Origin of the sequence: Burkholderia sp. IDO3 (genome assembly GCF_003366075.1) — a bacterium.
In the GTDB taxonomy this organism is placed as follows: domain Bacteria; phylum Pseudomonadota; class Gammaproteobacteria; order Burkholderiales; family Burkholderiaceae; genus Burkholderia; species Burkholderia anthina.
Genome location: NZ_CP028962.1, coordinates 346,917 through 366,781, shown reverse-complemented (window position 1 = coordinate 366,781; position 19,865 = coordinate 346,917). Strand labels below are relative to the sequence as shown.

Here is a 19,865-nt window from a genome sequence, read left to right as displayed (position 1 = left end):
CCACGGTGCGTCCGATGAGCGCGTCATTTGACGAGTCGACTACTCTCGCCGTGTCCCCTGGCCTGCATCGCAGGCGCTTGTTCGCATCTTCGTTCATTGGCCGCCCTCGCTTTCATAACGCCACATCACTGTATGAATGTACAGTAGTTTAGCGTCAGTATAAGCCGCCTTTCAACAGCCTTTGTCAGGGCCTGACAAAAGACAGCCTGAGTACCTTGATTCCTTTCAATTTTTGAGATAGCAGGCGGATGGCTCGTCGTCGTCGGCCGCTCACTTCGGCCGTTACAAATTTCATTATGAATTTCGCGTTTCGCTATAGACAATCATTTCGCGTTTCGCTAAAGTTCACTCCAACGCAGCACAGATCGCTGCGCCACCGCCCCGGCGGAACGCTCTCTAACCCTGACGACGGATAAACGACGCGAGCTGCGTGCTTGGCGTCAAGACACATTGGTGTCCCTCCCCTGGCCCCGCGCGGAGGTGAAAGAAAGCACGGGAAATGGCCGACTGATGATCGGCTACCGCATTGCGGCGCCCTGCAACGAGTGGCGTGGTAACTCGTCGCACCGTCCCTGCTCCGGAGCTGGCCCGGCCAGGTGTTGCCGGACAGGGACGTAAAGCAATGCTCTCAAGAGCGCGCATTCGGTCGCGGATACTCCGCACCCACCCACCGAGCAGCAGCGCACGCAGCACTCCGAGTGCGCGCCCTTGAGAGTTTTGACTGCGCTGATCGAATGGCATTGACCTTCAGTGCCATTCCTTGAGCGCGGTCAGGCCGCCAGAAATCTAACCGGCCTCAATATATTTCGGATGACTAATCTATGACCACATTACTTGTTGGTGTCGGTCTCGGTGTTTTCGCTTCGGCCCTGCTCCTCGTCGTCGTGTTTGATCTTCGGCAAGGGCCACGCCGGCAGCGGAAGCAGTGACCAACGCAACCCGAAGGGGAACGACGATGAACAAGCTGCTCGAAACGATCACCGCGCATCTCGCCACAAACGCGAAGAACGAGATCGTGCTGCCGATCGCTGGCTCCCGGAATTCGCTGTTTCTCAAGGCCGATACGGTCAACACGATGACAGCGGAGGGCGAAGGCGTGCGCATCAATGGCATCCGCTACTTCGAGTCGCAAGTGCATTACTGGGAAGCCTAACAACCGCTCCCGCTACAGGAGAAAGGCCGTGAGCAAATCCGCAGAAGCCGCCGTCGCGCAAATGCGCGCGCGGACAGGGATCGAGAACCCGGTCGTTTGGGTTTCGGATTTCCAAGAGCGCTGCATCGAAGTGCTTTCCGATGCGACGACGAGCGTTTCGACCGCTGACCTTGCCGTCCGCCTGAACACGTCGCGCGTGGCGATCGTTTCGGCAATGCGCTCGCTCGAACGCAAGGGGCTGGCAGGGAGCCATCGCTGGCCCAACGACCAATGGGCCGCGCTGTACTGGTTCATTCGCCGCTGAAAAACCGCTCCCGCCACGGCGGCCAATCACACCACACCGAGGAAGCCGAGTGAATACCCGCACGAAAGAGCAGATCTACGACGAGCAGATTTCGCCGCTCATGACGCAGATCATCGCGATCTGCAAGGAACACAAAATTCCGATTCTCGCGTCGTTCTTCACACCTGGCGAAGACGATCCCGAGCTCGCGGTTACGACCGCGCTGCTCGGCAACGGGTTCGAGGCACCGGTCAATTTCAGCAATGCCCTGCGCGTGCTGCGGCCCGAACTGTTTGCCGGGACGCCGCTGATGCTTCGACTCGATCACGGCAACGGCAGCAAGACGCTGACCGCCATCCTGTAACTGAAGGCAACCACCTGGAGAAAAACATGGCCAGTTTCAAATACGCAATCGGCAGCGACGTGACGATCACCGCGAGCGGCGAAAGCGGCGAGGTCGTCGGCCGCGCTGAATACGCAGCCAGCGAAAACAGCTACCTCGTTCGCTACCGGTCCGCCGATGGCCGCGCGATGGAATGCTGGTGGAGCGAAAGCGCGCTCGCGTAACAGGTCGAAAGGACGGGCGGCCATGCAACACAGTCGCCCGGTTCTCTGCGCGTTAGGCGCGCACTGACGAGACCAAACAAAAATTTCGAGGGACCAATGAACAGCCTTCAGCCTGTATTTCCGCAAAACAAACGATCGCTTGTGACGCGAGCACCGAGCGATAACGCCCTGCTCGCATCCTGCAACGAGCTTCACGGATACGTCGCCAAGGGGAGCGCCGTTGCAATGGCATGCGGCGCCGCTATCGGCTGTGTCTGGTTCCTCTGCGTCGCGTTCCGTGCTGGGGCGCTGACATGGCCCTTCTGAAAATCTGGCTCGGCGCGCTCGCGGCGCTCGTCGTATTCCTCTGTCTTCAGGCGCTCCTTCAGGATCCTGTCGAGCACATGCCGCCTTCGTCTGTCGTCCGTCGTGTCTAGCAACTTCCTCGCTTTATCCCCTTGGCAGCAGCACTTTGCGGGCGTCCTTCGTGTCGCCCGCGCCTTTTTCTGGAGATCCCATGCAAATCCAAATTCCCCCGCTCGCCGAAGGCGAGATCTACCTCTTCGGCCTCGTCGATGCCAATGGTGACATCGAACACACGGTAATCGTCGAAGTCGTCAACGATCGTGCCAACTGGCAGAAGCAAATGGATGCGGCCAAGGCTCGCGATTGCGATCTGGCCAACGCCATCGAATACGCAGCCATTCGTCTCAAGCATCCCAAGCTGGTTGATGAAAACAAGGCCTACTGGATGAACGAGACGGTCAACTGGGATTCCGCCTTCGCGCGGTATCAGGGCTTCCACTACGGCTTCCAGAGCTACGTCCACAAGAGCGCGCTGCTCGGCGCCGTGGTTGTCCGCAGATTCAAAAATTAATTCATTCAGTCATTCGCTGAGCTGATCGAACCACTAACCCTACCCGGAGTCATCTATGGCCGTAGTAACCCTGCAGGAGATCGAGGCCAAGCAGCAAAGCCTCAACGCGGACCATGTCCGCATGAACGAGATGATCGAGCGCTTCAAGGCGCAATCGCAGGCATCCGAATTTCGTCTCGATGCCGTCACCATTCCTCTCGCGCCTGGCGAGCATTGTGCCGGCCCGGTGCTCAACGAAGACGGCTCGCTGAGCCATTACGTCATCCTGATGTCTGTCAGCGATGACGACATGAACTGGCAGGCAGCTGGCGAGCATGCCGAAAAGCTCGGCGGCAAACGCCCGGACGATCAGGAAGGCAGCCTGCTTCGCGCCAACCTGCGTCATGTGCTCCGCGATAGCGGAGCCTTCTGGCTTGACGGAGAAGACTCGGACGATTCCGCCTACGCGCGGTTTCAGGGCTTCTACGGCGGCGTCCAGGACGGCATCCGCAAGGGCGCGCTGCTCGGCGCCGTGGTTGTCCGCAGATTTATTCCTTCAGTAATTTAATTATCTAAGTTCGTCATGGGTCTCCACACCGATCTCGACGCATACAAGACTGGCTACGAGCTTCTCAAGAAGACGATGCCCATCGTCCAGAACATGGAAAAACAGTTCAAGGAAGTGATGGGCAAGGACATCGCCAAGGAAACTGGGCGCTTGCTCCGGCTGGTCTATCGCGCCAACGTCGCCGCAGACAAGGTGCCGCACCTTGCTCAGTTGCAAGAGCACGTGAAGTACGTCGAGATGTTGCTTCAACTTTCCCTGGACATGGGAAAGATCTCGCCTCGGCAGTTTTTCGGACTAACGAAGTTGACCGAGAGCCTGGGCAAGCAAACCACGGCGTGGAAGAACTCTTCGCTCAAGCGCCCGCCACATGGAGGTCAAGGCCGCCATGTCTGAGCGCCGTTTCAATCTGGTCGTGCCGCTGGCTCACCAAGCCACCGCCATGCGCAATGAGGATACCGTCAGCCGGCGTGCTGATTGGTCCAGCGCAGTTTCTCGGCTGAGCGATCGGTCGGGCGACGTAGATAGCACGATGGTTCCGCCTACGCGCGGTATCAGAACTTCAACAACGGCAACCAGAACAACAACCACAAGAGCGCGCTGCTCGGCGCCGTGGTTGTCCGCAGATTGGAATGTAGAGATGGACGAGATCGGTGCCAAGGTAGTCACGGCGCACCAAAATTGTCGACGGACGAAACGCAATACCGCGAGCGCATTGGCGTTCGAAATGGATCTCGCGCGAAACATTGTCGAGATCACCGAATCGTTGGTTTCCGGCACATATGTGCCGGGACCATCGAAATGCTTTGTCATCACGCATCCGAAAGCGCGCGAGGTGTGGGCGGCTACCTTCCCGGATCGGGTTGTGCAGCACCTGCTGTACGACCACATTCACGAGCGTTTCGAACGGACCTTTATCGCCGACACATACGCCTGCATCAAGGGGCGCGGCACGATGCGCGCGGCCGAGGCTCTCGAAACGAAAATCCGATCGATCACTCAGAACTGGACGCGGCCAGCGTACTACTTGAAGTGCGACATCGCAAATTTCTTCGTGAGCATCCCGAAGCCGCTGCTGCTCGAGCTATTCCTTGCGAAGATCGACGAGCCGTTCTGGCGATGGCTGACCGAAGTCGTGCTGATGCACGATCCACGCATCGACTTCAAATTTATCGGCGATCGCGCGTTGATGGATCTCGTGCCGCCGCATAAGAGGTTGCTCGATCGGCCGGCCGAGTTCGGCCTTCCGATCGGCAACTTGATGAGCCAGTTCGGTGCCAACGTACTGATGAATCCATTCGATCAGTTCGTTAAGCATGTGCTGCGCGTGCGGCACTATGCCCGGTACGTCGACGACTTCATTTTTCTCGACGAATCGCCGGCACGCCTGAACGAGATCCTCGCAGAAGTGACGGCGTTCCTGCCGAGCAAGCTCGGTGTGAAGTTGAATCCCAGCAAGACCATTTTGCAGCCGGTCGACCGTGGGGTCGATTTCGTCGGCCAAGTGATTAAGCCGTGGAGGCGATCGACGCGGAAACGAACGCGTAACGAAGCCTTGAGCCGCATTTCGATCGTACCGGACGGTGATGTCCATCAGGTCGCCAACAGTTACTTTGGATTGCTTCGCCAGGCGACGGCCAGTCATCACGATCGAGCGCGGCTCGCGAATGTTGTGCGCTCGCGCGGCCACACCGTCGATCGAGACTTTACAAAGACCTATCGGAGAAAAGTGACGTGAAGCGCTATCCATGCATCGGATCTGAGATGAAAGCGCAAACGAAGCTCTGTTCGTGCTGCGAGAAGGGTGCCGTCAAGCGGATCGACATTCAGACCGACTGGATGCGCGGCAACGACGATGTGTTGCAGGTATGTGAATCGCACCTGGCGATGGCACGCACGGGGAGATGGAGTGAACTGTATCGCGACAACGAATCGACGCAAGCTCGGCGCCGCGCTGCTCACGAAATCGCGACGCTCGTCCCGCGCGTGCGCTGCCCCACATGCAACCGTCGCGTGAAGGAAGCCGGCCTCGTAGATCACATGCGCGACTCACATGGAGTGCTGAAATAATGACCGATACACAAGATCCGCTCTGGCGCGCGCTCGCGCGCCTCGAACACGCTGAGCTGAGCGACACCGATCGCAGCTTGCTGCGGCCGTCATTCGCCGCCCTGAACGGCAGCTCAGCGATGCGTATCCCCGAGACCATCGTCGCGCGCATCCGGCACCTCGACGCGACGCTGCCGAAGACTGCGGAGGCCTGACATGCTCCGTGTCCTCCTTTTCTGCATCAGCGGCCGGCTGCCGTGCAGGATCATCAGCGACGCTGGCAGGCCCTACCTCGAGCGCTACTACCTGATCACGTTCTTCGGCGTGCGGGTGTACCTGCACCGCTTCGTCGACAGCGACCCCGATCGCGGCCTGCACGATCATCCGTGGCCGTGGGCCGTCTCGCTGATTCTCGCCGGCTGGTACTACGAGCAGACGCGTGCCGGCACGAAGATCGTTCGCTGGTTCAATGCACTGATCGGCGACTCGTTCCATCGCGTGATCCTGCCGCGCGACCACGGCGTGCACGAGTGCTGGACGATCTTCGCGCACCGCGCGCGCCGCACCAAGGAATGGGGTTTCCTGCGTGACAAGGGTCAGCTGGGCCGCGTGTACACCGCCCACAAGCCCGGCGCGGAGGATCAGTGGTGGAAGCGTGCCGCGCTCGGCCGCGTCGAGCCGCAGCGAATGCCTCGCTGACGATTCAGAGCATCACCGCGCGGCTTACCTCGGTCCGCGCGGCATTCAATGGGGCGCCAGTTGGCGCCCTTCTTTTTTCCGATTTCCCTGTGGCACCTATGGATACTCATCGCGAATACAAGGTTTTCGGTTTCTGCTCCGGCCTCGGCGCCGGCATGAAGGGGTTCAAGAAAGCGATCTCGCACGTCGGCGCAATGACTGCTTCATGGCGCGTGGTAGGTGGTATCGACAATGATCCCGCCGCGTGCCGCGATTTCCGGACGATCGTCGGCGTGCCATGCACGCTCATGGACCTCTTCACGCGCGAGCAGTACACCGCATTCCACGATGCCGAGCCACCGCACGGCTGGCGTGAGGCAACTGCGGACGACGTGCGTCGTGCGGCCGGCCACGAGCACCCGCATTGCGTGTTCATCTCCTCGCCGTGCAAGGGCGCGTCTGGCCTGCTGTCGGAAACGCTCAGCCGCACACCGAAGTACCAAGCGCTCAACGAGCTGACGCTGCGCTGCGTATGGCTGATGTGCGAAGCATGGAAGGATGATCCGGCCGAGCTGATCGTGTTCGAGAACGTGCCGCGGCTCGCGACGCGCGGTCGCCACTTGCTCGACCAGATCGGCCAAATACTGCGGCACTTCGGCTACGCGGTAAACGAGACGACGCACGACTGCGGCGTGATCGGCGGTCTCGCACAGAGCCGCAAGCGATTCTTGCTCGTCGCTCGACACATGGCGAAGGTACCAGCGTTCCTGTACGAGCCGCCCGTGAAGCGCCTGCAGGGTGTCGGTACGCTCCTCAGCCGCATGCCGCTGCCGGGCGACGTCGCGGCCGCCGGCCCGATGCACCGCGTACCGTCGCTGCAGTGGAAGACATGGGTGCGCCTCGCGTTCGTCGAAGCTGGCAGCGACTGGCGCAGCCTCAATAGGCTCGCGATCGAGAACGGCCACCTGCGTGATTACCTCATCGTGCCGGACATGCACAACGGCGTGCTCGGCGTGAACCGCTGGGAAGAACCCAGCGGCGTCGTCGCCGGCGCGAGTCGGCCCGGGAATGGGACGTTTTCGGTCGCTGACCCGCGATTCGCTCAGAGCGCAAAGTGGAACGATGGGCACGCATACGGCGTGCTGCCGTGGGATGACCATTGCGGCACGATCGCAGGACAGCAGACGCCAGGACAGGGCTATTACACCGTGGCGGATCCGCGCCACACGGGCCCGGAGAAGCACAACAACGAATTCAGGATCGTGCCGTGGCGTGACGCGTCCGGTGCGATCACGAGCGCGCATGGCACAGGCCAGTGCGTGCAAGATCCACGCGCGTCGACCGGATTCGAAGGCGCGGGCAAGTACCGCGTGACTGGCTTCGACGAGCCGGCCGGCACGGTCATCGCGCGCAGCGATAGCGGACAAGGCGCATTCGCGGTTGCTGATCCACGTCCGGGCATGCGCCGCCAGCGCGGCGACGCGTACCTGACGGGCGGCCACTACGGCGTCGTCGACTGGAATCAGCCCAGCGGTGCCGTATCGGCGGCCGCCGGCCACGACAACGGCCGCTGGTCCGTTGCAGATCCTCGGCTGCCCGCGGCGAACGAAAAGACCGTCGCCGTGATCCGCGCGCTCGACGACACGTGGCATCGACCGTTCACGACGCTGGAACTGGCCGTGCTGCAGTCGCTCGTCGAGCCGGAAGAACAGTTGGAGCTCGACGGTCTTTCCGATCAGGCATGGCGCGAGCGCATTGGCAACGCCGTGCCGCCCGACGCCGCTCAGGCAATCGCCGAGGTGATGGGCACCACGCTGCTGCTCGCCGAGTCCGGCGAGACGTTCCAACTGTCATCGACGCCCGTCTGGGTGCGGCCGGTCGCGATCGCACTGACTGTCGCCCAACCGACCTTCTAAGACGGAGGCCCCTGATGCCATGCACCCCGTTTCGCATCCCCGGCGGCATGTCCGGAATCGTGTGCACACGCGGCCGCAAGCGCGCGCCGCGGTGCTCGGTTCCGGGATGCCAAGCGTCGAGCGCCTTCCAGTGCGACTTCCACACGACCAGGACGAAGACGTGCGATCGCTACCTGTGCGCGGTGCACGCGCATCAGGTCGGCGCCGACGTTCATTTCTGCCCGACACACCTTGCGGAGTCGAGCGGCGAGAAGCAGGCGCAGGGCGAACTTTTCTGAATTGAGGACGTAGATGAATCACCAGATCGACATCTTTTCCGCCGGCGCCCAGCGCATGCAGATGAACGAATCGATCGAACTGACGATCCAGTCGATGCAGGCTTACGGTCCCGTGCATGAGCATTGGGGTATCGCGTGGTCCGGCGGGAAGGACAGCACCGCGACGCTGACGATCGTCTCCTGGTTGATCGACACCGGCCGAATTGCCGCGCCGAAGACGCTGACGGTTTTCTACGCGGATACGCGGCAGGAGCTTCCGCCGCTCGCGATCTCGGCGCTCAAGATTATGGACGAGCTTCGTGACCGGCGGATCCAAGTGGAAATTGTGCGTGCGCCGCTCGACAAGCGGTTCATGGTCTACATCCTCGGCCGCGGCGTGCCGCCGCCGAACAACAACACGCTTCGCTGGTGTACGCGCCAGATCAAGATCGATCCGATGGAGGAAGCGTTGCGCCAGCGCCTCGGCGGAATCGACGGTGGAATCCTGATGATTACCGGCGTGCGCCAAGGCGAAAGCGCGATCCGCGACCGGCGCATCGAGATGAGCTGCGGCAAGGATGGTGCCGAGTGCGGCCAAGGTTGGTATCAACAGGTGCTTCCGAACGCGCGCGGCCTGCGCGGCCGTATCGCGACACTAGCCCCGCTGCTGCATTGGCGAGTTTGCCACGTGTGGGAATGGCTCAAGCACTGGGCTCCGGAAGCCGACTTCGGCGACTGGTCCACGCGCGCGATCGCGGACGCCTACGGCGGCGACGAGGCGGAAGAACTGAACGCGCGCACGGGTTGCATCGGGTGCCCGCTGGCGCAGGAAGAAAAGGCGCTGGAGACGGTGCTCCGCAGCCCCCAGTGGTCCTATCTCGCCCCGCTGCGCGGTATCAAGCCACTGTGGCGCGAGCTGCGTGAACCGCATCACCGACTTCGCAAGCCTGGTCTTGAGAAACTGAAAAGCGGCGGCGTCGCGAAGAACCCGCAACGCCTCGGGCCGCTCACGTTCGAAGCGCGCCGGATGGCGCTCGATCGGATCCTGTCCATCCAGGCCGAATGCAACGGCATCGCGCGCGCCGCCGGGCGGCCGCTGATCGACCTGATCGACGCAGAGGAAGCGGCCCGGATCCGCGAGCTGATCGCCGCGCAGACGTGGCCGCAAGGATGGGAAGGCGATGAGCCGACGGGTGACGTCGTGCTCGACGTCGTGTATGCCAACGGCGCGGTACAGCCGCGCCTCTTCAGCGAGGAAGACGCAGCATGACCACCAACACCTACGGCGGCTATACCACCACGCAACTGCGTAAGTTCATCGCACATACGTTCGATCCGGTGCACGGCGGCGACACGATAGACGAGCTCACCGGCAACACCGCGTCGAGTGCGAACATCGTGCGCGACCTGCTCGACGCCATCGAGCCGCAGAAAGACGGCGATCTGCTGCGCCCGATCGCCCGCTGGGTCTACAACGCGGTGCGCGTGAACCTCGACCTGCTGCACGGGATCTGCAGCGAGTTCGGTTGCCCGCAGGGCGAAGACGTCGCGACGTGGCTACGAGCGCGACTTGCCGCACACACACCGACGGACGATCGGGCAGCACGTCTCGACGATGCCGACATCGACACGATCGCCGAGTCGATGCCCGGCGGCCTCGATAGCTTCATGAAGCAATGGGGCTGGCGCCAGTTCGCACGCGCCGTCGAGGACGAGGTGATTATCAACGTTGCCCGCACCGCATCTGCCAGCGAGACGATGGCGGAAAGATGGATGACGGTCGCTGATCAGTTGCCGCCACTGGGACATGATGTACTCGTTGCTGTCCAGTTCTTCGGCCCCGGCGACTGGCGAATCAAGGTCGGAGCGCTCAATGACCAAGGCCAATGGCGTGTTTTCGGTGGCTCGTGGGCACCCACGCACTGGATGCCGCTGCCCGACGCACCAGTCGACGCCGCCCGCGCAGAAGACGGTCGCTGAACTCAGCCGTACCGGCTCAGCCACTCGACCGAGAAGTTCTTTGCGTACTCAACAGCCCTCTCTTCCGTTTCGAACTCGCCCAGGTTCCGAAACGCAGCCTCTCGACTGAAACCAACCTTCGTCACTTCGACCTGCGCAGCGAACTTACCGTCATCGGTGGAGCGCGGCGTGCAGTTCATCTCATACCCACGCATCAGGAAAACCGTCTTCATCTGGTGCCCTCTGGAAAAACCGGGAGGAATCGTAGCATGTCGACGTCGGCACACAACCTGTGGACGACCAGCGAGGTGCGCCTGCTTGCGCGCCTCTATCCATCAAATACGCCGACCGCCGAGCTATATGCAGCATTTCCTCGGCATTCTCGGAAATCGGTTCAGACCTACGCACGCATCGTCCTGAAGGTCAAACGACCCCCGCGCCGCCGTGAGCAATTCGCGGCACCTGCATGGGATCGCATGCGTGCCATCCTCGAGCAGGAAGCGCTATCCGTTCGCGAGCTTGTGAAGCGTTGCAATGTCAGCCAGCAGCGAGTTAGCGAGCTGCTGACCATTCATCGCGTCGAGGTGTACATCTCCGACTGGATCCCGCCCGTCGGCAAAGCTCAATGGCGTCCGATCTGGTCGTACGGAAAACAGCCTGACATGCCCTGCCCCGGCTCGATCAAGTCTGCTGCAGCACGTGCGGCAAGCACCGCCCAACGGAGAAATCCGTTTCTTGCAGCCGCGGGCCTCGTCACCATTCCGACTGGCGTGCGCGGTCGAATCTTCCGGCAGTCGATGGACATCAACGACGAGGAGCTTGCTGCATGAGCACTCGAACCGTGATCGAGATCAACCATGACTTCCTATATCGGCTGCTCGACGATCCAGTCGCGCTCGCCGCCATGGTGCGCTCTATCTGTTGCGACCACCAGGCCGAGCTGAACGACGACAACCGTCGAGGCCGACCGCTCGACCTCGGCGGAGGCATTTGCATCATCTACCGCCGTCACCACAGCGAAGTCGCACGCTTCGTTACCAAATTCTTGAGCATCGACCTATGAGCGAAACAATTCAGCGTGCGCTAACCCTGAAAGAGGCGGCCGAGCTGCTCGCGATTTCGTATTCAACGATCTACGCGAACCGCAAGTCATTGGGGTTCTTCAAGATCGGCGGTGTCTGGCGAATCTGGCCGGAAAATTTGAAATCCGCATCGCAAGGTTACAATTCTGACCGACCGGCGCGGACGGCACAGGAGGAAGTATGTCCATCCGAAAGCGCAGCGGCGTCTATTACCTCGATCTCCGCACGCCAAGTGGAGAAAGAATACGCCGCTCTTGTGGGACTTCCGACCGGAAGGAAGCTGAGGAATATCACGACAGGGTGAAATCGGAGATGTGGCGCACGTCGAAGCTCGGCGAACGCGAGCGTCACACATATAAGGAAGCCGTCGTGCGATTCCTGAAAGGGCTGTCATCAGATCGAGATCGAAGCGATAAGGCCCGACACCTTCGCCACTTCGGTGAGAAGTTCGTCGGACGCTATATCGACACTATCAAAGCGACTGAAATCATGGCAGCCCTTCCGGACAAGTTGTATGGAGGTACCCGGCCCGGCAGGCCAAAATCAGCAACGCGCAACCGATACCTTGCGACCATCCGCGCAATGCTGAATGAAGCAGCAAATAAATGGGGATGGCTTGAGAGGGCGCCCAAGTTGTTCGAGGAGCGGGAGTCGAACAAACGGATCCGCTGGATCACGCGCGAGGAGGCGCAGCGGCTGCTGTTGAGCATCAATACCGACTGGCTGAGAGACGTTACGGCGTTCGGATTTGCGACAGGGTTGAGACGCGCCAATATTTTCGACCTCGAATGGTCGCAGATCGACCTCGTCGCGAAACGCGCGTGGATTCATCCAGATCAAGCAAAGGCGCGAAAGCCCATTGGGGTACCGCTGAACCGGGAGGCTGTCGAGCTGATTCGACAGCAGATCGGTAAGCACCACCACCTTGTTTTCACGCGCCGAGGTAAGCGAATCAAGGTGCTTGACTGGAACCAATGGAAAGCCGCTTGCGCGCGCGCGAACATCGAGAATTTCCGGTTCCACGATGTTCGGCACACCTGGGCGAGCTGGCACGTCCAGGGTGGGACGCCGCTCGAGCGTCTGAAGGAATTGGGCGCTTGGGCGACGTATGAGATGGTGCTGCGTTACGCACACTTGGCACCAGATCACCTGGCCCAGCATGCAGAGGCGGTCACAGTTTGGGCACAACCTGAATCGGATATTTGTGGCACAGCTATCCGAGCGGCATCGTGAAGTAGTCGAAAGCCTTGCTGCGTAAGGGTTTCGACGATCTTGCATTTGCCGTATCCCGATCATCACTCGGGACACGTGATCGGATGCCAGATGCGGTCCATCCCGAGTTCCTTGAGCACGCGCAGCCCGAGCGCGTTGGCCTCCGATTCCCGCATGCCGGGCCGGATACCGGCCGCGATCGCGTCGACGGCCTGCCACGTCATGGTTCTTGCATGCTGCATCGCATCGAGCGAAAAGGCTTCGCCGACGGCTTCCCGGTGCGTCGAATTCACAATGGTGCTCCCGTGCTGATGAATGTGGGTCGGTGCGTTCGAATATCGTTTCGATATGCACGATCGAATATATCGTGTTCCGCGCCGATGCGTCGTGTGGTTGCGGCGTTGCGTGCCGTCACAGCGAAACGGGCGCTCCGCACTGGAGCGCCCGTTCGGCGGACGTCGCCGGCTTCGGCGACGTCCGTGCTGCCCGTCGATCAGAACTTGTGACGCAGGCCGATACGCGTGACGAACTGCGTGTTCGCGCCCGCGTTGCCGATGAACGACGTCGACGAACCGATTTCCGCCTGCACCGGCACCGCGCGGCCGTTGACCGTGTTGCTGCCCGACGCCTTCTGGTAGGCCGCGCTCACGTACACGTCGGTGCGCTTCGACAGCGCGTAGTCGACGGCCGCGTTGACCTGGTGCCACTTGCCTTCGAAGCGGTCGTCGAGCTTCGAGAACGTGTAGCCGAGGCCCGCGCTCCATGCCGGCGTGAACGCGTAGCGGCCGCCGATTTCGTAGTTGTTCAGCTTCGACGAATCGCCCGACAGCGGCTTGAACGTCGTATGCGTCCAGTTCGCCCACACGAGGCCCGCCGCGATCGCGTAGCGCGCGCCGATGCCGAACGTTTCGAGGTCGCGCAACCCGAGCGTGTTGATGTTCGCGATGCTCACGCCGAAGGCCGGCGACGCGCCGTTCGGGAAGCGGATGTTCGTATACGCGGCGCCGATGCCGAACGGCCCCTGCGCATAGTTCGCACCGAAGCTGTACGTGCTCGACGCGCCCTGCGTGGCGTTCGTGCCGGTGGTGGTCGGCGTGCCGGCGAACTGGGTCGAGTTCGAGAAGCCATACATCGCGCCGAACGTCAGGCCCGCGAAATTCGCGCTCTGGAACTTCACCGCGTTGTTGATGCGGCTCGACGTCAGCTGGTCGAGGTCGTTGATGTGATACGCATAGTTGCCGGCCGGCGTCTGGCTGCCCATCGTGTAGTTGCCGCCGATGTAGTCGGTCGAGAACGAGTACTGACGACCGAACGTCAGCGAGCCGATGCCGTTCTTCGACAGACCGACGAACGCCTGACGGCCGAATATCGCGCCGCCCTGGCCGATCGTGCCGTCGCCGCTGCTGAAACCGCTTTCCAGCACGAACAATGCCTTCAGGCCGCCGCCGAGATCCTCGGTGCCGCGGATGCCCCAGCGGCTGCCCGACGCGACGCCGTCGCCATACTTGACGAGCTTGTCGTGCCCCGTCGACGTCGCCACCTTGTTCGAATACGTGACACCCGCATCGATCAGCCCGTAAAGCGTGACGCTGCTTTGCGCGTGTGCGGCGCCGAACATCCCGAGTGCGGCCGCGGCCGCGATGGTCTTCTTCATGGTGCTTCCTTTTGTTGTGAGCGCACGCGTTTGCATCGCTGCTGAACGCGCGGCGTGTTGACGAAAAACGATGACGAACGGGGGCAAGCCGCGCCGGATCGGCCGGACGTGCGTACGCCTCATGCGCGCTGCACGATGTTCGGAAACGATGCCGGTATGGACTTGCTGAAGCGGCATGCCGCAAGGACAGCCGCTCGACTTGCAGCGTCGTGATCGCGTGCGCATCGATACGCACGCGATCACGACGCGTTGCCCCGGCGATGCCGGCCAGAATCTCTTCCGGCTTTCGTGGAGCGGATGGACGGCGCGATGCCTGTCGGCATCACGACCTTCGATATATTTTTCAAAATATATCGAGTTGTCATCAAGCGGTAAACAATTATTCGGGCTCCTGTCGCCTTTCTTCCACAGGCGTCGCGCAACGTGCCCGGGAGCGGCGAGCCGGCGGCGACCGCCGAACGCGGCCGGGCATGCGCCGGCATCCCGCATAATCGGGCGTTGAACGAAGTCGCGACGAGCGCATTGTGCGCGCGCAGCAATCCGAAACAGGAACGAGGGGGTGCGCCGGCTCGCCGCACGATGGCGGCGCCCGCTCCGGGGAATACCGGGCAATCCCGCTGAAGACAGGACACCGACATATGGACCGAGCCGAGCACATCAGCATCGAACAGGTGGTCGACCTTCCCGCCGATGAACTGAATAGGTGCGACTTCTCGTTCGAGATCGCGTGGGAACTGAATGCGCCGTACCAGGATCTGCTCGATCTGCGCGCGCTGCCCGTGCAGCGCAAGGACTACGGCTTCGCCCCGACCGGCGGGGCACGCGACGGATCCGGCGGCACCGCGCTGTTTCGGGCGACCGCGGGCGGGCGCCTCGCGGGATTCCTCGCCATGACGGAAAGCTGGAACGGGATGGCCGAGATCGCGGAACTCGCGGTCGACCGGACCTGCCGGCGGCAAGGTATCAGCCAGTTCCTGCTGGCCGCGGCGGAAGCGTGGGCGCGCAGCCGCGGGTTCGGCTTCATGCGGCTGGAGACGCAGGCGAACAACGTCGCAGCCTGCTGCACGTATGCCCGCGCGGGTTTCGTCGTGGGCGGGCACGACCGCTTCCTGTACGCCGACGGCGCGAACGACGGCGAAGTCGCCCTCTTCTGGTACAAGGATCTGCGCGACGGGCAGCGCGCGACAAGCCGGACGGTCGACCCGGAATCGGTGCTGCCGCCGGCCTGACCGAATTCCGGCCGCCGTCCCGCTTCGGAACTACCTGTCGGTTACTTCCGCGTCGCGACGATGAACAGGCGCGGAAACGGCAGCAGCACGGTGCCGTCGTCGAGCACCGGATAGCCGTTCGGCCCCGCGACGGCTTCGCGGTAGCGCGCGACGAACGCAGCGCGCTCGCCTTCGTCCAGCGCCGCGAGGAACGGCCGCAATGCGCTGCCCTTGAACCATTCGACGACCGCATCGGCGCCGCCGCTCAGCGGGTGGTAGTACGTCGTGCGCCACACGTCCACCCGCGAACACAACGGCGACAGCAGCGCGTAGTAGTGCCGCGCATCGAACCGCGCGGTGCGCGCGGCCTGCTTCAGCTTCTCCGCCCACGGCCCGGCCGCGGCGACTTCGCGCATCAACCGGTGTGCCGGTTCGTCGAGGTTGTCCGGCATCTGCACCGCGAGATGGCCGCCCGGCGCAAGCCGGCCAACCAGCGACGGAAACAGCGTGTCGTGCGCGGGCACCCATTGCAGCACCGCGTTCGACAGGATCAGGTCGTAGCCGCCCGGATCGTCCCACGTGGCGACATCGGCCAGATCGAAACGCAGCGCAGGCAGGCGCTTGCGCGCGGCCGCGATCATGTCCGGCGATGCGTCGATCCCGCGCACCGTCGCGTCCGGTGCGCGTGCGATCAGCGCCTCGGTCGAGTTGCCGGGCCCGCAGCCGATGTCGATCGCGGTGCGGATCGGCGTGTCCGGCACGGCAGCCAGCAGATCGCGCACGGGCCGCGTGCGTTCGCGCTCGAATTGCATGTACTGGTTCGCGTATGGGTCGAGTGGGGTCGTCACGATAGTCCTCCGGGTCGGCGTGGACGGTGCCGGAATACGGGCAACCGTCGATACAACGCATTCTGCGATCCCGACGATCGTCAGTAAAATGAATTTAATATCACTATTGATTCAAAATTCTGATGAAAATAGATACGCTGGGTGTGCAGGCCTTCGTCGCGATCGCCGACGGCGGCAGCTTCAGGCAGGCCGCCGAGACGCTGCACGTGACGCAAACGGCCATCACGCAACGGTTGCGCAAGCTCGAAGCGTTTCTCGGCGTCGCGCTGGTCGAGCGCACGACGCGCCGCACGGCGCTCACCGAGATCGGCCGGCGTTTCCTGCCGCAAGCGCGCCGGTTGCTGAGCGAGCTGTCGGATGCACTGACCGAAATCCGCGAAACCGGCCTGAGCCAGCGCGGCGACGTGACGATCGCGTGCGTGCCGACCGTCGGCGTGCAATATCTGCCCCGCATTCTGCGCGCGTTCTCCGAACGCCGGCCGCACGATCGCGTGAAGATCCTCGATCACGCATCGGCGTCGGTGCTGCAGGCCGTATTGCGACGCGAAGCGGAATTCGGGATCGGCATCGCCGGCGATCAGCACCCCGAACTCGTCAGCGTGTCGCTGACCGATGACCCTTACGTGCTCGTGTGCCGCGACGATCATCCGTTCGCGAAGCGGCGGCGGATTCGCTGGGCGGCGCTGCAGCCGCATCCGCTGATCTTCGCCGGCGAAGTGAGCGGCAATCGCGGGTTGCTCGAAGGTGCGCTGAAAACGAGCGGCGTGTCGCTGCATTCGTTCTACGAAGTGCAGCGCAGTTCGACCGCGCTCGGGCTCGTCGCCGAAGGGCTCGGCGCGGCCGTGGTGCCGAAGCTCGCGATTCAGAAGAATGCGTATCCGATGATCCGCACGATCGCGCTCGTCGAACCGTCGGTATCGCGCACGCTCGTGCTGGTGACGCGCAGGGCCGCGCAGTTGTCGCCCGCGGCGCGGGCGTTGTACGACATGATCGTGGAGCGCGCGGCGCCGGGGCATTGATCGGGAATGCGGCGAAGATGCTGCCGGAACGGCAGCCGTTGCGGACAGTCAACCGCGTCGCATGCTTCGTTGCCCTGCCGCGCGATGTCGGTGGATGTCAGGAGGATGCCGCTATCCGACGGTGCGTACCCCCTGCCACCACCGCGCAATCCCGCTCACAGCGCCTTGACCATGAACACCCGCGCCGTGCCTTCCGGTTCGCACGGCACTTCGCCGAACGCCTCGTAACCCTGCTTGCGGTAGAAATCCGGTGCCTGGAACGTAATCGTGTAGAGCACCGCACGGGCGCATCCGCGCCGCTTCGCTTCCGCTTCGGCCTCGCGCAGCAGCCGGCTGCCGAAGCCGCCGCCACGCAGCGATTCCGGCAGGTAGAAAAGGTCGATGAAGAACAACCCGAGCGACGTCCGGCCAGTGAGGCCGCCCAATACCTCGCCGGTCGCGGGATCGGTCACGTAGACATCGAGCGCCGCCGTGTCGGATCGCCCCGTCATCGCGTGGTTGAATTCGCCGAGCTTGCTGCTGATGAAGTCGCGTGCGGCCGGTTGTTCGGTGTCGGTCAGCTGGAAGGAAACGTCGGGATGTGCGGTCATGTAGTCAAGGCGGGCGTGAACGGGCGTCGCACGACTATAGCGCGTCCGCATGCTGCATGACGGGCGCCGAACGAGACCCCTGACGCACTTCATGACAAAAGCGCAAACGGCGGGCGCATCGCGCGCCCGCCGCTACGACACCCGCCGTACCCGCTCAGGCCGCCGCGAACGCCGCCTTCATGTCGGCTACCCGGCGCCGCTCGCGCGCGATCATCGCCTGGTTCACGACGATCACGCCGATCGTCACGGCCGAGATGAACAGCGTCGCCAGCGCGTTCATCTCCGGGTTCAGCCCGAGCCGCACGCGCGAGAACACCACCAGCGGCAGCGTCGTCGATCCCGGCCCGGAGAGAAACGCCGACAGCACCAGATCGTCGATCGACAGCGTGAACGACAGCAGCCACCCCGACAGCAGCGCCTGCGAGATCAGCGGCAGCGTCACCACGAAGAACACCTTCAGCGGCGTCGCGCCCAGATCCAGCGCGGCCTCTTCGAGCGACTTGTTCATCTCCTTCACGCGCGACTGCACGATGATCGCCACGTACGACACGCAGAGCATCACGTGACCGATCCAGATCGTCACCATCCCCCGACCCTTCGGCCAGCCGAACATCTGCTCCAGCGCCACGAACAGCAGCAGCAGCGAGATCCCCTGGATCACCTCCGGAATCACCAGCGGCGCGTTGATCATCCCCGTGTACAGCGTGAAGCCCTTGAAGCGGCCGAAGCGCGCGAGCACGAAACCCGCCCACGTGCCGATCACCACCGACGCCGTCGCCGTCAGCAGGCCGATCTTCAGCGACAGCCACGCGGCGGTCAGCAGCTCGTCGTCGTCCAGAAGCGCCGCGTACCACTTCAGCGAGAAGCCCGACCACACCGTCACCAGCTTCGACTCGTTGAACGAGTACACGACGAGGCTGATGATCGGGATGTACAGAAACAGGAAGCCGAAGGCGAGAACGCCCGTCGACAGCGGTTTGCTCGGCTTGATCATTTCGCTTCCTCCAGTTCCTTGACCTGGTAGTACTGGAACAGCGCCATCGGCACCAGCAGCAGCATCACCATCGCGACCGTCACCGCGGACGCCATCGGCCAGTCCATGTTGTTGAAGAACTCGTCCCACATCACGCGGCCGATCATCAGCGTGTCCGCGCCGCCGAGCAGTTCCGGAATCACGTACTCGCCCACCGCCGGGATGAACACCAGCAGGCTGCCGGCGATGATCCCGTTCTTCGACAGCGGCAGCGTGATGCGCGTGAACGCGACCCACGGCTTCGCGCCGAGGTCGTACGCGGCTTCGAGCAGCGTGAGGTCCATCTTCACGAGGTGCGCGTACAGCGGCATCACCATGAACGGCAGGTACGAATAGACCATCCCGATGTAGACGCCCGCGTCGCTGTGATAGAGGCGCAGCGGCGTGTGGATGATGCCCAGCGCGATCAGCGCGTGGTTCAGCAGGCCGTCGTCCTTCAGGATGCCGATCCACGCGTACACGCGGATCAGGAACGACGTCCAGAACGGCAGCATCACGGCCATCATCAGCACGTTGCGGCGCGCCGGTTCCGCGCGCGCGATGTAGTACGCCATCGGATAGCCGATCAGCAGGCAGAGCAGCGTCGACACGGCGGCCATCTTCAGCGAGCTGAGGTAGGTCGCGATGTACAGGTCGTCCTGCAGCAGGAACGCGTAGTGCCCCAGTTGCAGCGCGAAGTGCACGACGCCGTCCTTGAACTCGACGAGCGACGTGTACGGCGGAATCCCCATCACCTGGTCGGCGAAGCTGATCTTGAACACCAGCACGAACGGCAGCGCGAAGAAGACCGTGAGCCACAGGAACGGCACGCCGATCGCGACGCTGCGCCCCGACGGCAGGAAGCGCGACAGCAGCGCGAAGCGGCCCGCGCGGGCGCGGCCCGGGCCGGTGCTTGCGGCGCCGGTCGGCACCGGCGCGGACGGCGCGGACGGTGTGGAAGTGGAAGTTCTCATCATG

The 19,865-nt window shown here is 62.8% G+C and carries 26 protein-coding genes; 19 read left to right on the top strand and 7 right to left on the bottom strand.

Annotated elements, in window-relative coordinates; translation table 11 throughout:
* Positions 1–955 precede the first annotated feature (955 nt).
* The 14 genes from DCN14_RS01725 (at position 956) to DCN14_RS38540 (ending at position 10,283) form a co-directional block, all read left to right on the top strand.
* Complete coding sequence (locus DCN14_RS01725; RefSeq protein WP_096507959.1) at positions 956–1,153, top strand: hypothetical protein; 198 nt, start codon at positions 956–958, stop codon at positions 1,151–1,153.
* 28 nt (positions 1,154–1,181) lie between these two features.
* Positions 1,182–1,457, top strand: coding sequence for an HTH domain-containing protein (locus DCN14_RS01720; protein WP_096507960.1), 276 nt, complete (start codon positions 1,182–1,184; stop codon positions 1,455–1,457).
* Positions 1,458–1,506: 49 nt separating this feature from the next.
* Positions 1,507–1,800 carry a hypothetical protein gene (locus tag DCN14_RS01715; RefSeq protein ID WP_096507961.1) on the top strand — a complete coding sequence of 98 codons (294 nt, stop codon included), beginning with the start codon at positions 1,507–1,509 and terminating at the stop codon, positions 1,798–1,800.
* Between the two features lie 26 nt (positions 1,801–1,826).
* Complete coding sequence (locus DCN14_RS38345) at positions 1,827–2,003, top strand: hypothetical protein (RefSeq protein WP_172441944.1); 177 nt, start codon at positions 1,827–1,829, stop codon at positions 2,001–2,003.
* 496 nt (positions 2,004–2,499) lie between these two features.
* On the top strand, positions 2,500–2,859 hold the full coding sequence (locus tag DCN14_RS01705; protein WP_096507963.1) for a DUF1566 domain-containing protein: 360 nt from the start codon (positions 2,500–2,502) through the stop codon (positions 2,857–2,859).
* Positions 2,860–2,914: 55 nt separating this feature from the next.
* A complete protein-coding gene (locus DCN14_RS01700) occupies positions 2,915–3,406 on the top strand; it encodes a hypothetical protein (protein WP_096507964.1) in 492 nt (163 codons plus the stop codon).
* 15 nt (positions 3,407–3,421) lie between these two features.
* A complete protein-coding gene (locus DCN14_RS01695; RefSeq protein WP_096507965.1) occupies positions 3,422–3,799 on the top strand; it encodes a four helix bundle protein in 378 nt (125 codons plus the stop codon).
* On the top strand, positions 3,774–5,141 hold the full coding sequence (locus tag DCN14_RS01690; protein WP_346265268.1) for an RNA-directed DNA polymerase: 1,368 nt from the start codon (positions 3,774–3,776) through the stop codon (positions 5,139–5,141). Before DCN14_RS01695 ends, DCN14_RS01690 begins: the two co-directional genes overlap by 26 nt.
* On the top strand, positions 5,138–5,473 hold the full coding sequence (locus DCN14_RS01685) for a hypothetical protein (protein ID WP_143331719.1): 336 nt from the start codon (positions 5,138–5,140) through the stop codon (positions 5,471–5,473). The genes DCN14_RS01690 and DCN14_RS01685 overlap by 4 nt, the downstream gene beginning before the upstream one ends.
* A complete protein-coding gene (locus tag DCN14_RS01680; RefSeq protein ID WP_096507967.1) occupies positions 5,473–5,667 on the top strand; it encodes a hypothetical protein in 195 nt (64 codons plus the stop codon). Before DCN14_RS01685 ends, DCN14_RS01680 begins: the two co-directional genes overlap by 1 nt.
* A gap of 1 nt (position 5,668) precedes the next feature.
* Positions 5,669–6,151, top strand: a complete 483-nt coding sequence (locus DCN14_RS01675; RefSeq protein WP_096507968.1) for a hypothetical protein — start codon at positions 5,669–5,671, stop codon at positions 6,149–6,151.
* 98 nt (positions 6,152–6,249) lie between these two features.
* On the top strand, positions 6,250–8,046 hold the full coding sequence (locus DCN14_RS01670) for a DNA cytosine methyltransferase (protein WP_096507969.1): 1,797 nt from the start codon (positions 6,250–6,252) through the stop codon (positions 8,044–8,046).
* A 291-nt stretch (positions 8,047–8,337) separates the two neighbouring features.
* Entirely contained in the window at positions 8,338–9,573 is a 1,236-nt protein-coding gene (locus DCN14_RS01660; protein WP_096507971.1) for a phosphoadenosine phosphosulfate reductase family protein, read from the top strand.
* On the top strand, positions 9,570–10,283 hold the full coding sequence (locus DCN14_RS38540) for a DUF551 domain-containing protein (RefSeq protein WP_240327235.1): 714 nt from the start codon (positions 9,570–9,572) through the stop codon (positions 10,281–10,283). The genes DCN14_RS01660 and DCN14_RS38540 overlap by 4 nt, the downstream gene beginning before the upstream one ends.
* 2 nt (positions 10,284–10,285) lie before the next feature.
* On the opposite strand, the gene DCN14_RS01650 is transcribed toward DCN14_RS38540, so the two are convergent.
* Entirely contained in the window at positions 10,286–10,495 is a 210-nt protein-coding gene (locus DCN14_RS01650; protein ID WP_096507972.1) for a hypothetical protein, read from the bottom strand.
* A 36-nt stretch (positions 10,496–10,531) separates the two neighbouring features.
* Here DCN14_RS01650 and DCN14_RS37780 point away from each other — a divergent pair, with 36 nt between their 5' ends.
* From DCN14_RS37780 to DCN14_RS01630, 3 genes are all read left to right on the top strand, one after another.
* Positions 10,532–11,092, top strand: a complete 561-nt coding sequence (locus DCN14_RS37780; RefSeq protein WP_143331720.1) for a hypothetical protein — start codon at positions 10,532–10,534, stop codon at positions 11,090–11,092.
* Positions 11,089–11,325, top strand: coding sequence for a hypothetical protein (locus DCN14_RS01640; protein ID WP_096507974.1), 237 nt, complete (start codon positions 11,089–11,091; stop codon positions 11,323–11,325). Before DCN14_RS37780 ends, DCN14_RS01640 begins: the two co-directional genes overlap by 4 nt.
* Positions 11,326–11,524: 199 nt before the next feature.
* Positions 11,525–12,577, top strand: a complete 1,053-nt coding sequence (locus DCN14_RS01630) for a site-specific integrase (protein ID WP_096507975.1) — start codon at positions 11,525–11,527, stop codon at positions 12,575–12,577.
* Between the two features lie 62 nt (positions 12,578–12,639).
* Here the strand turns inward: DCN14_RS01630 and DCN14_RS01625 are convergent, their stop codons facing one another.
* The gene (locus DCN14_RS01625) at positions 12,640–12,849 is read right to left on the bottom strand and encodes a hypothetical protein (protein WP_240327234.1); all 210 of its coding nucleotides are present in this window, start codon (positions 12,847–12,849) and stop codon (positions 12,640–12,642) included.
* Between the two features lie 200 nt (positions 12,850–13,049).
* Positions 13,050–14,210 carry a porin gene (locus DCN14_RS01620; protein ID WP_096507976.1) on the bottom strand — a complete coding sequence of 387 codons (1,161 nt, stop codon included), beginning with the start codon at positions 14,208–14,210 and terminating at the stop codon, positions 13,050–13,052.
* A gap of 638 nt (positions 14,211–14,848) precedes the next feature.
* Between DCN14_RS01620 and DCN14_RS01615 the strand changes: the two genes are divergently transcribed.
* Complete coding sequence (locus DCN14_RS01615; RefSeq protein WP_096507977.1) at positions 14,849–15,439, top strand: GNAT family N-acetyltransferase; 591 nt, start codon at positions 14,849–14,851, stop codon at positions 15,437–15,439.
* A gap of 41 nt (positions 15,440–15,480) precedes the next feature.
* Here the strand turns inward: DCN14_RS01615 and tam are convergent, their stop codons facing one another.
* Positions 15,481–16,266: a trans-aconitate 2-methyltransferase gene (tam, locus tag DCN14_RS01610; protein ID WP_096507978.1), complete on the bottom strand. Its 786-nt coding sequence runs from the start codon at positions 16,264–16,266 to the stop codon at positions 15,481–15,483.
* Between the two features lie 122 nt (positions 16,267–16,388).
* On the opposite strand from tam, the gene DCN14_RS01605 reads away from it, so the two are divergent.
* Entirely contained in the window at positions 16,389–17,285 is an 897-nt protein-coding gene (locus DCN14_RS01605) for a LysR family transcriptional regulator (RefSeq protein WP_096507979.1), read from the top strand.
* Between the two features lie 155 nt (positions 17,286–17,440).
* Here DCN14_RS01605 and DCN14_RS01600 read toward each other — a convergent pair whose 3' ends face one another.
* The 3 genes from DCN14_RS01600 to DCN14_RS01590 form a co-directional block, all read right to left on the bottom strand.
* Positions 17,441–17,875 carry a GNAT family N-acetyltransferase gene (locus DCN14_RS01600; protein ID WP_096507980.1) on the bottom strand — a complete coding sequence of 145 codons (435 nt, stop codon included), beginning with the start codon at positions 17,873–17,875 and terminating at the stop codon, positions 17,441–17,443.
* A gap of 154 nt (positions 17,876–18,029) precedes the next feature.
* Complete coding sequence (locus DCN14_RS01595) at positions 18,030–18,869, bottom strand: ABC transporter permease subunit (RefSeq protein ID WP_115531343.1); 840 nt, start codon at positions 18,867–18,869, stop codon at positions 18,030–18,032.
* Entirely contained in the window at positions 18,866–19,861 is a 996-nt protein-coding gene (locus DCN14_RS01590; RefSeq protein WP_115531401.1) for an ABC transporter permease subunit, read from the bottom strand. The genes DCN14_RS01595 and DCN14_RS01590 overlap by 4 nt, the downstream gene beginning before the upstream one ends.
* Between the last annotated feature and the right edge of the window lie 4 nt (positions 19,862–19,865).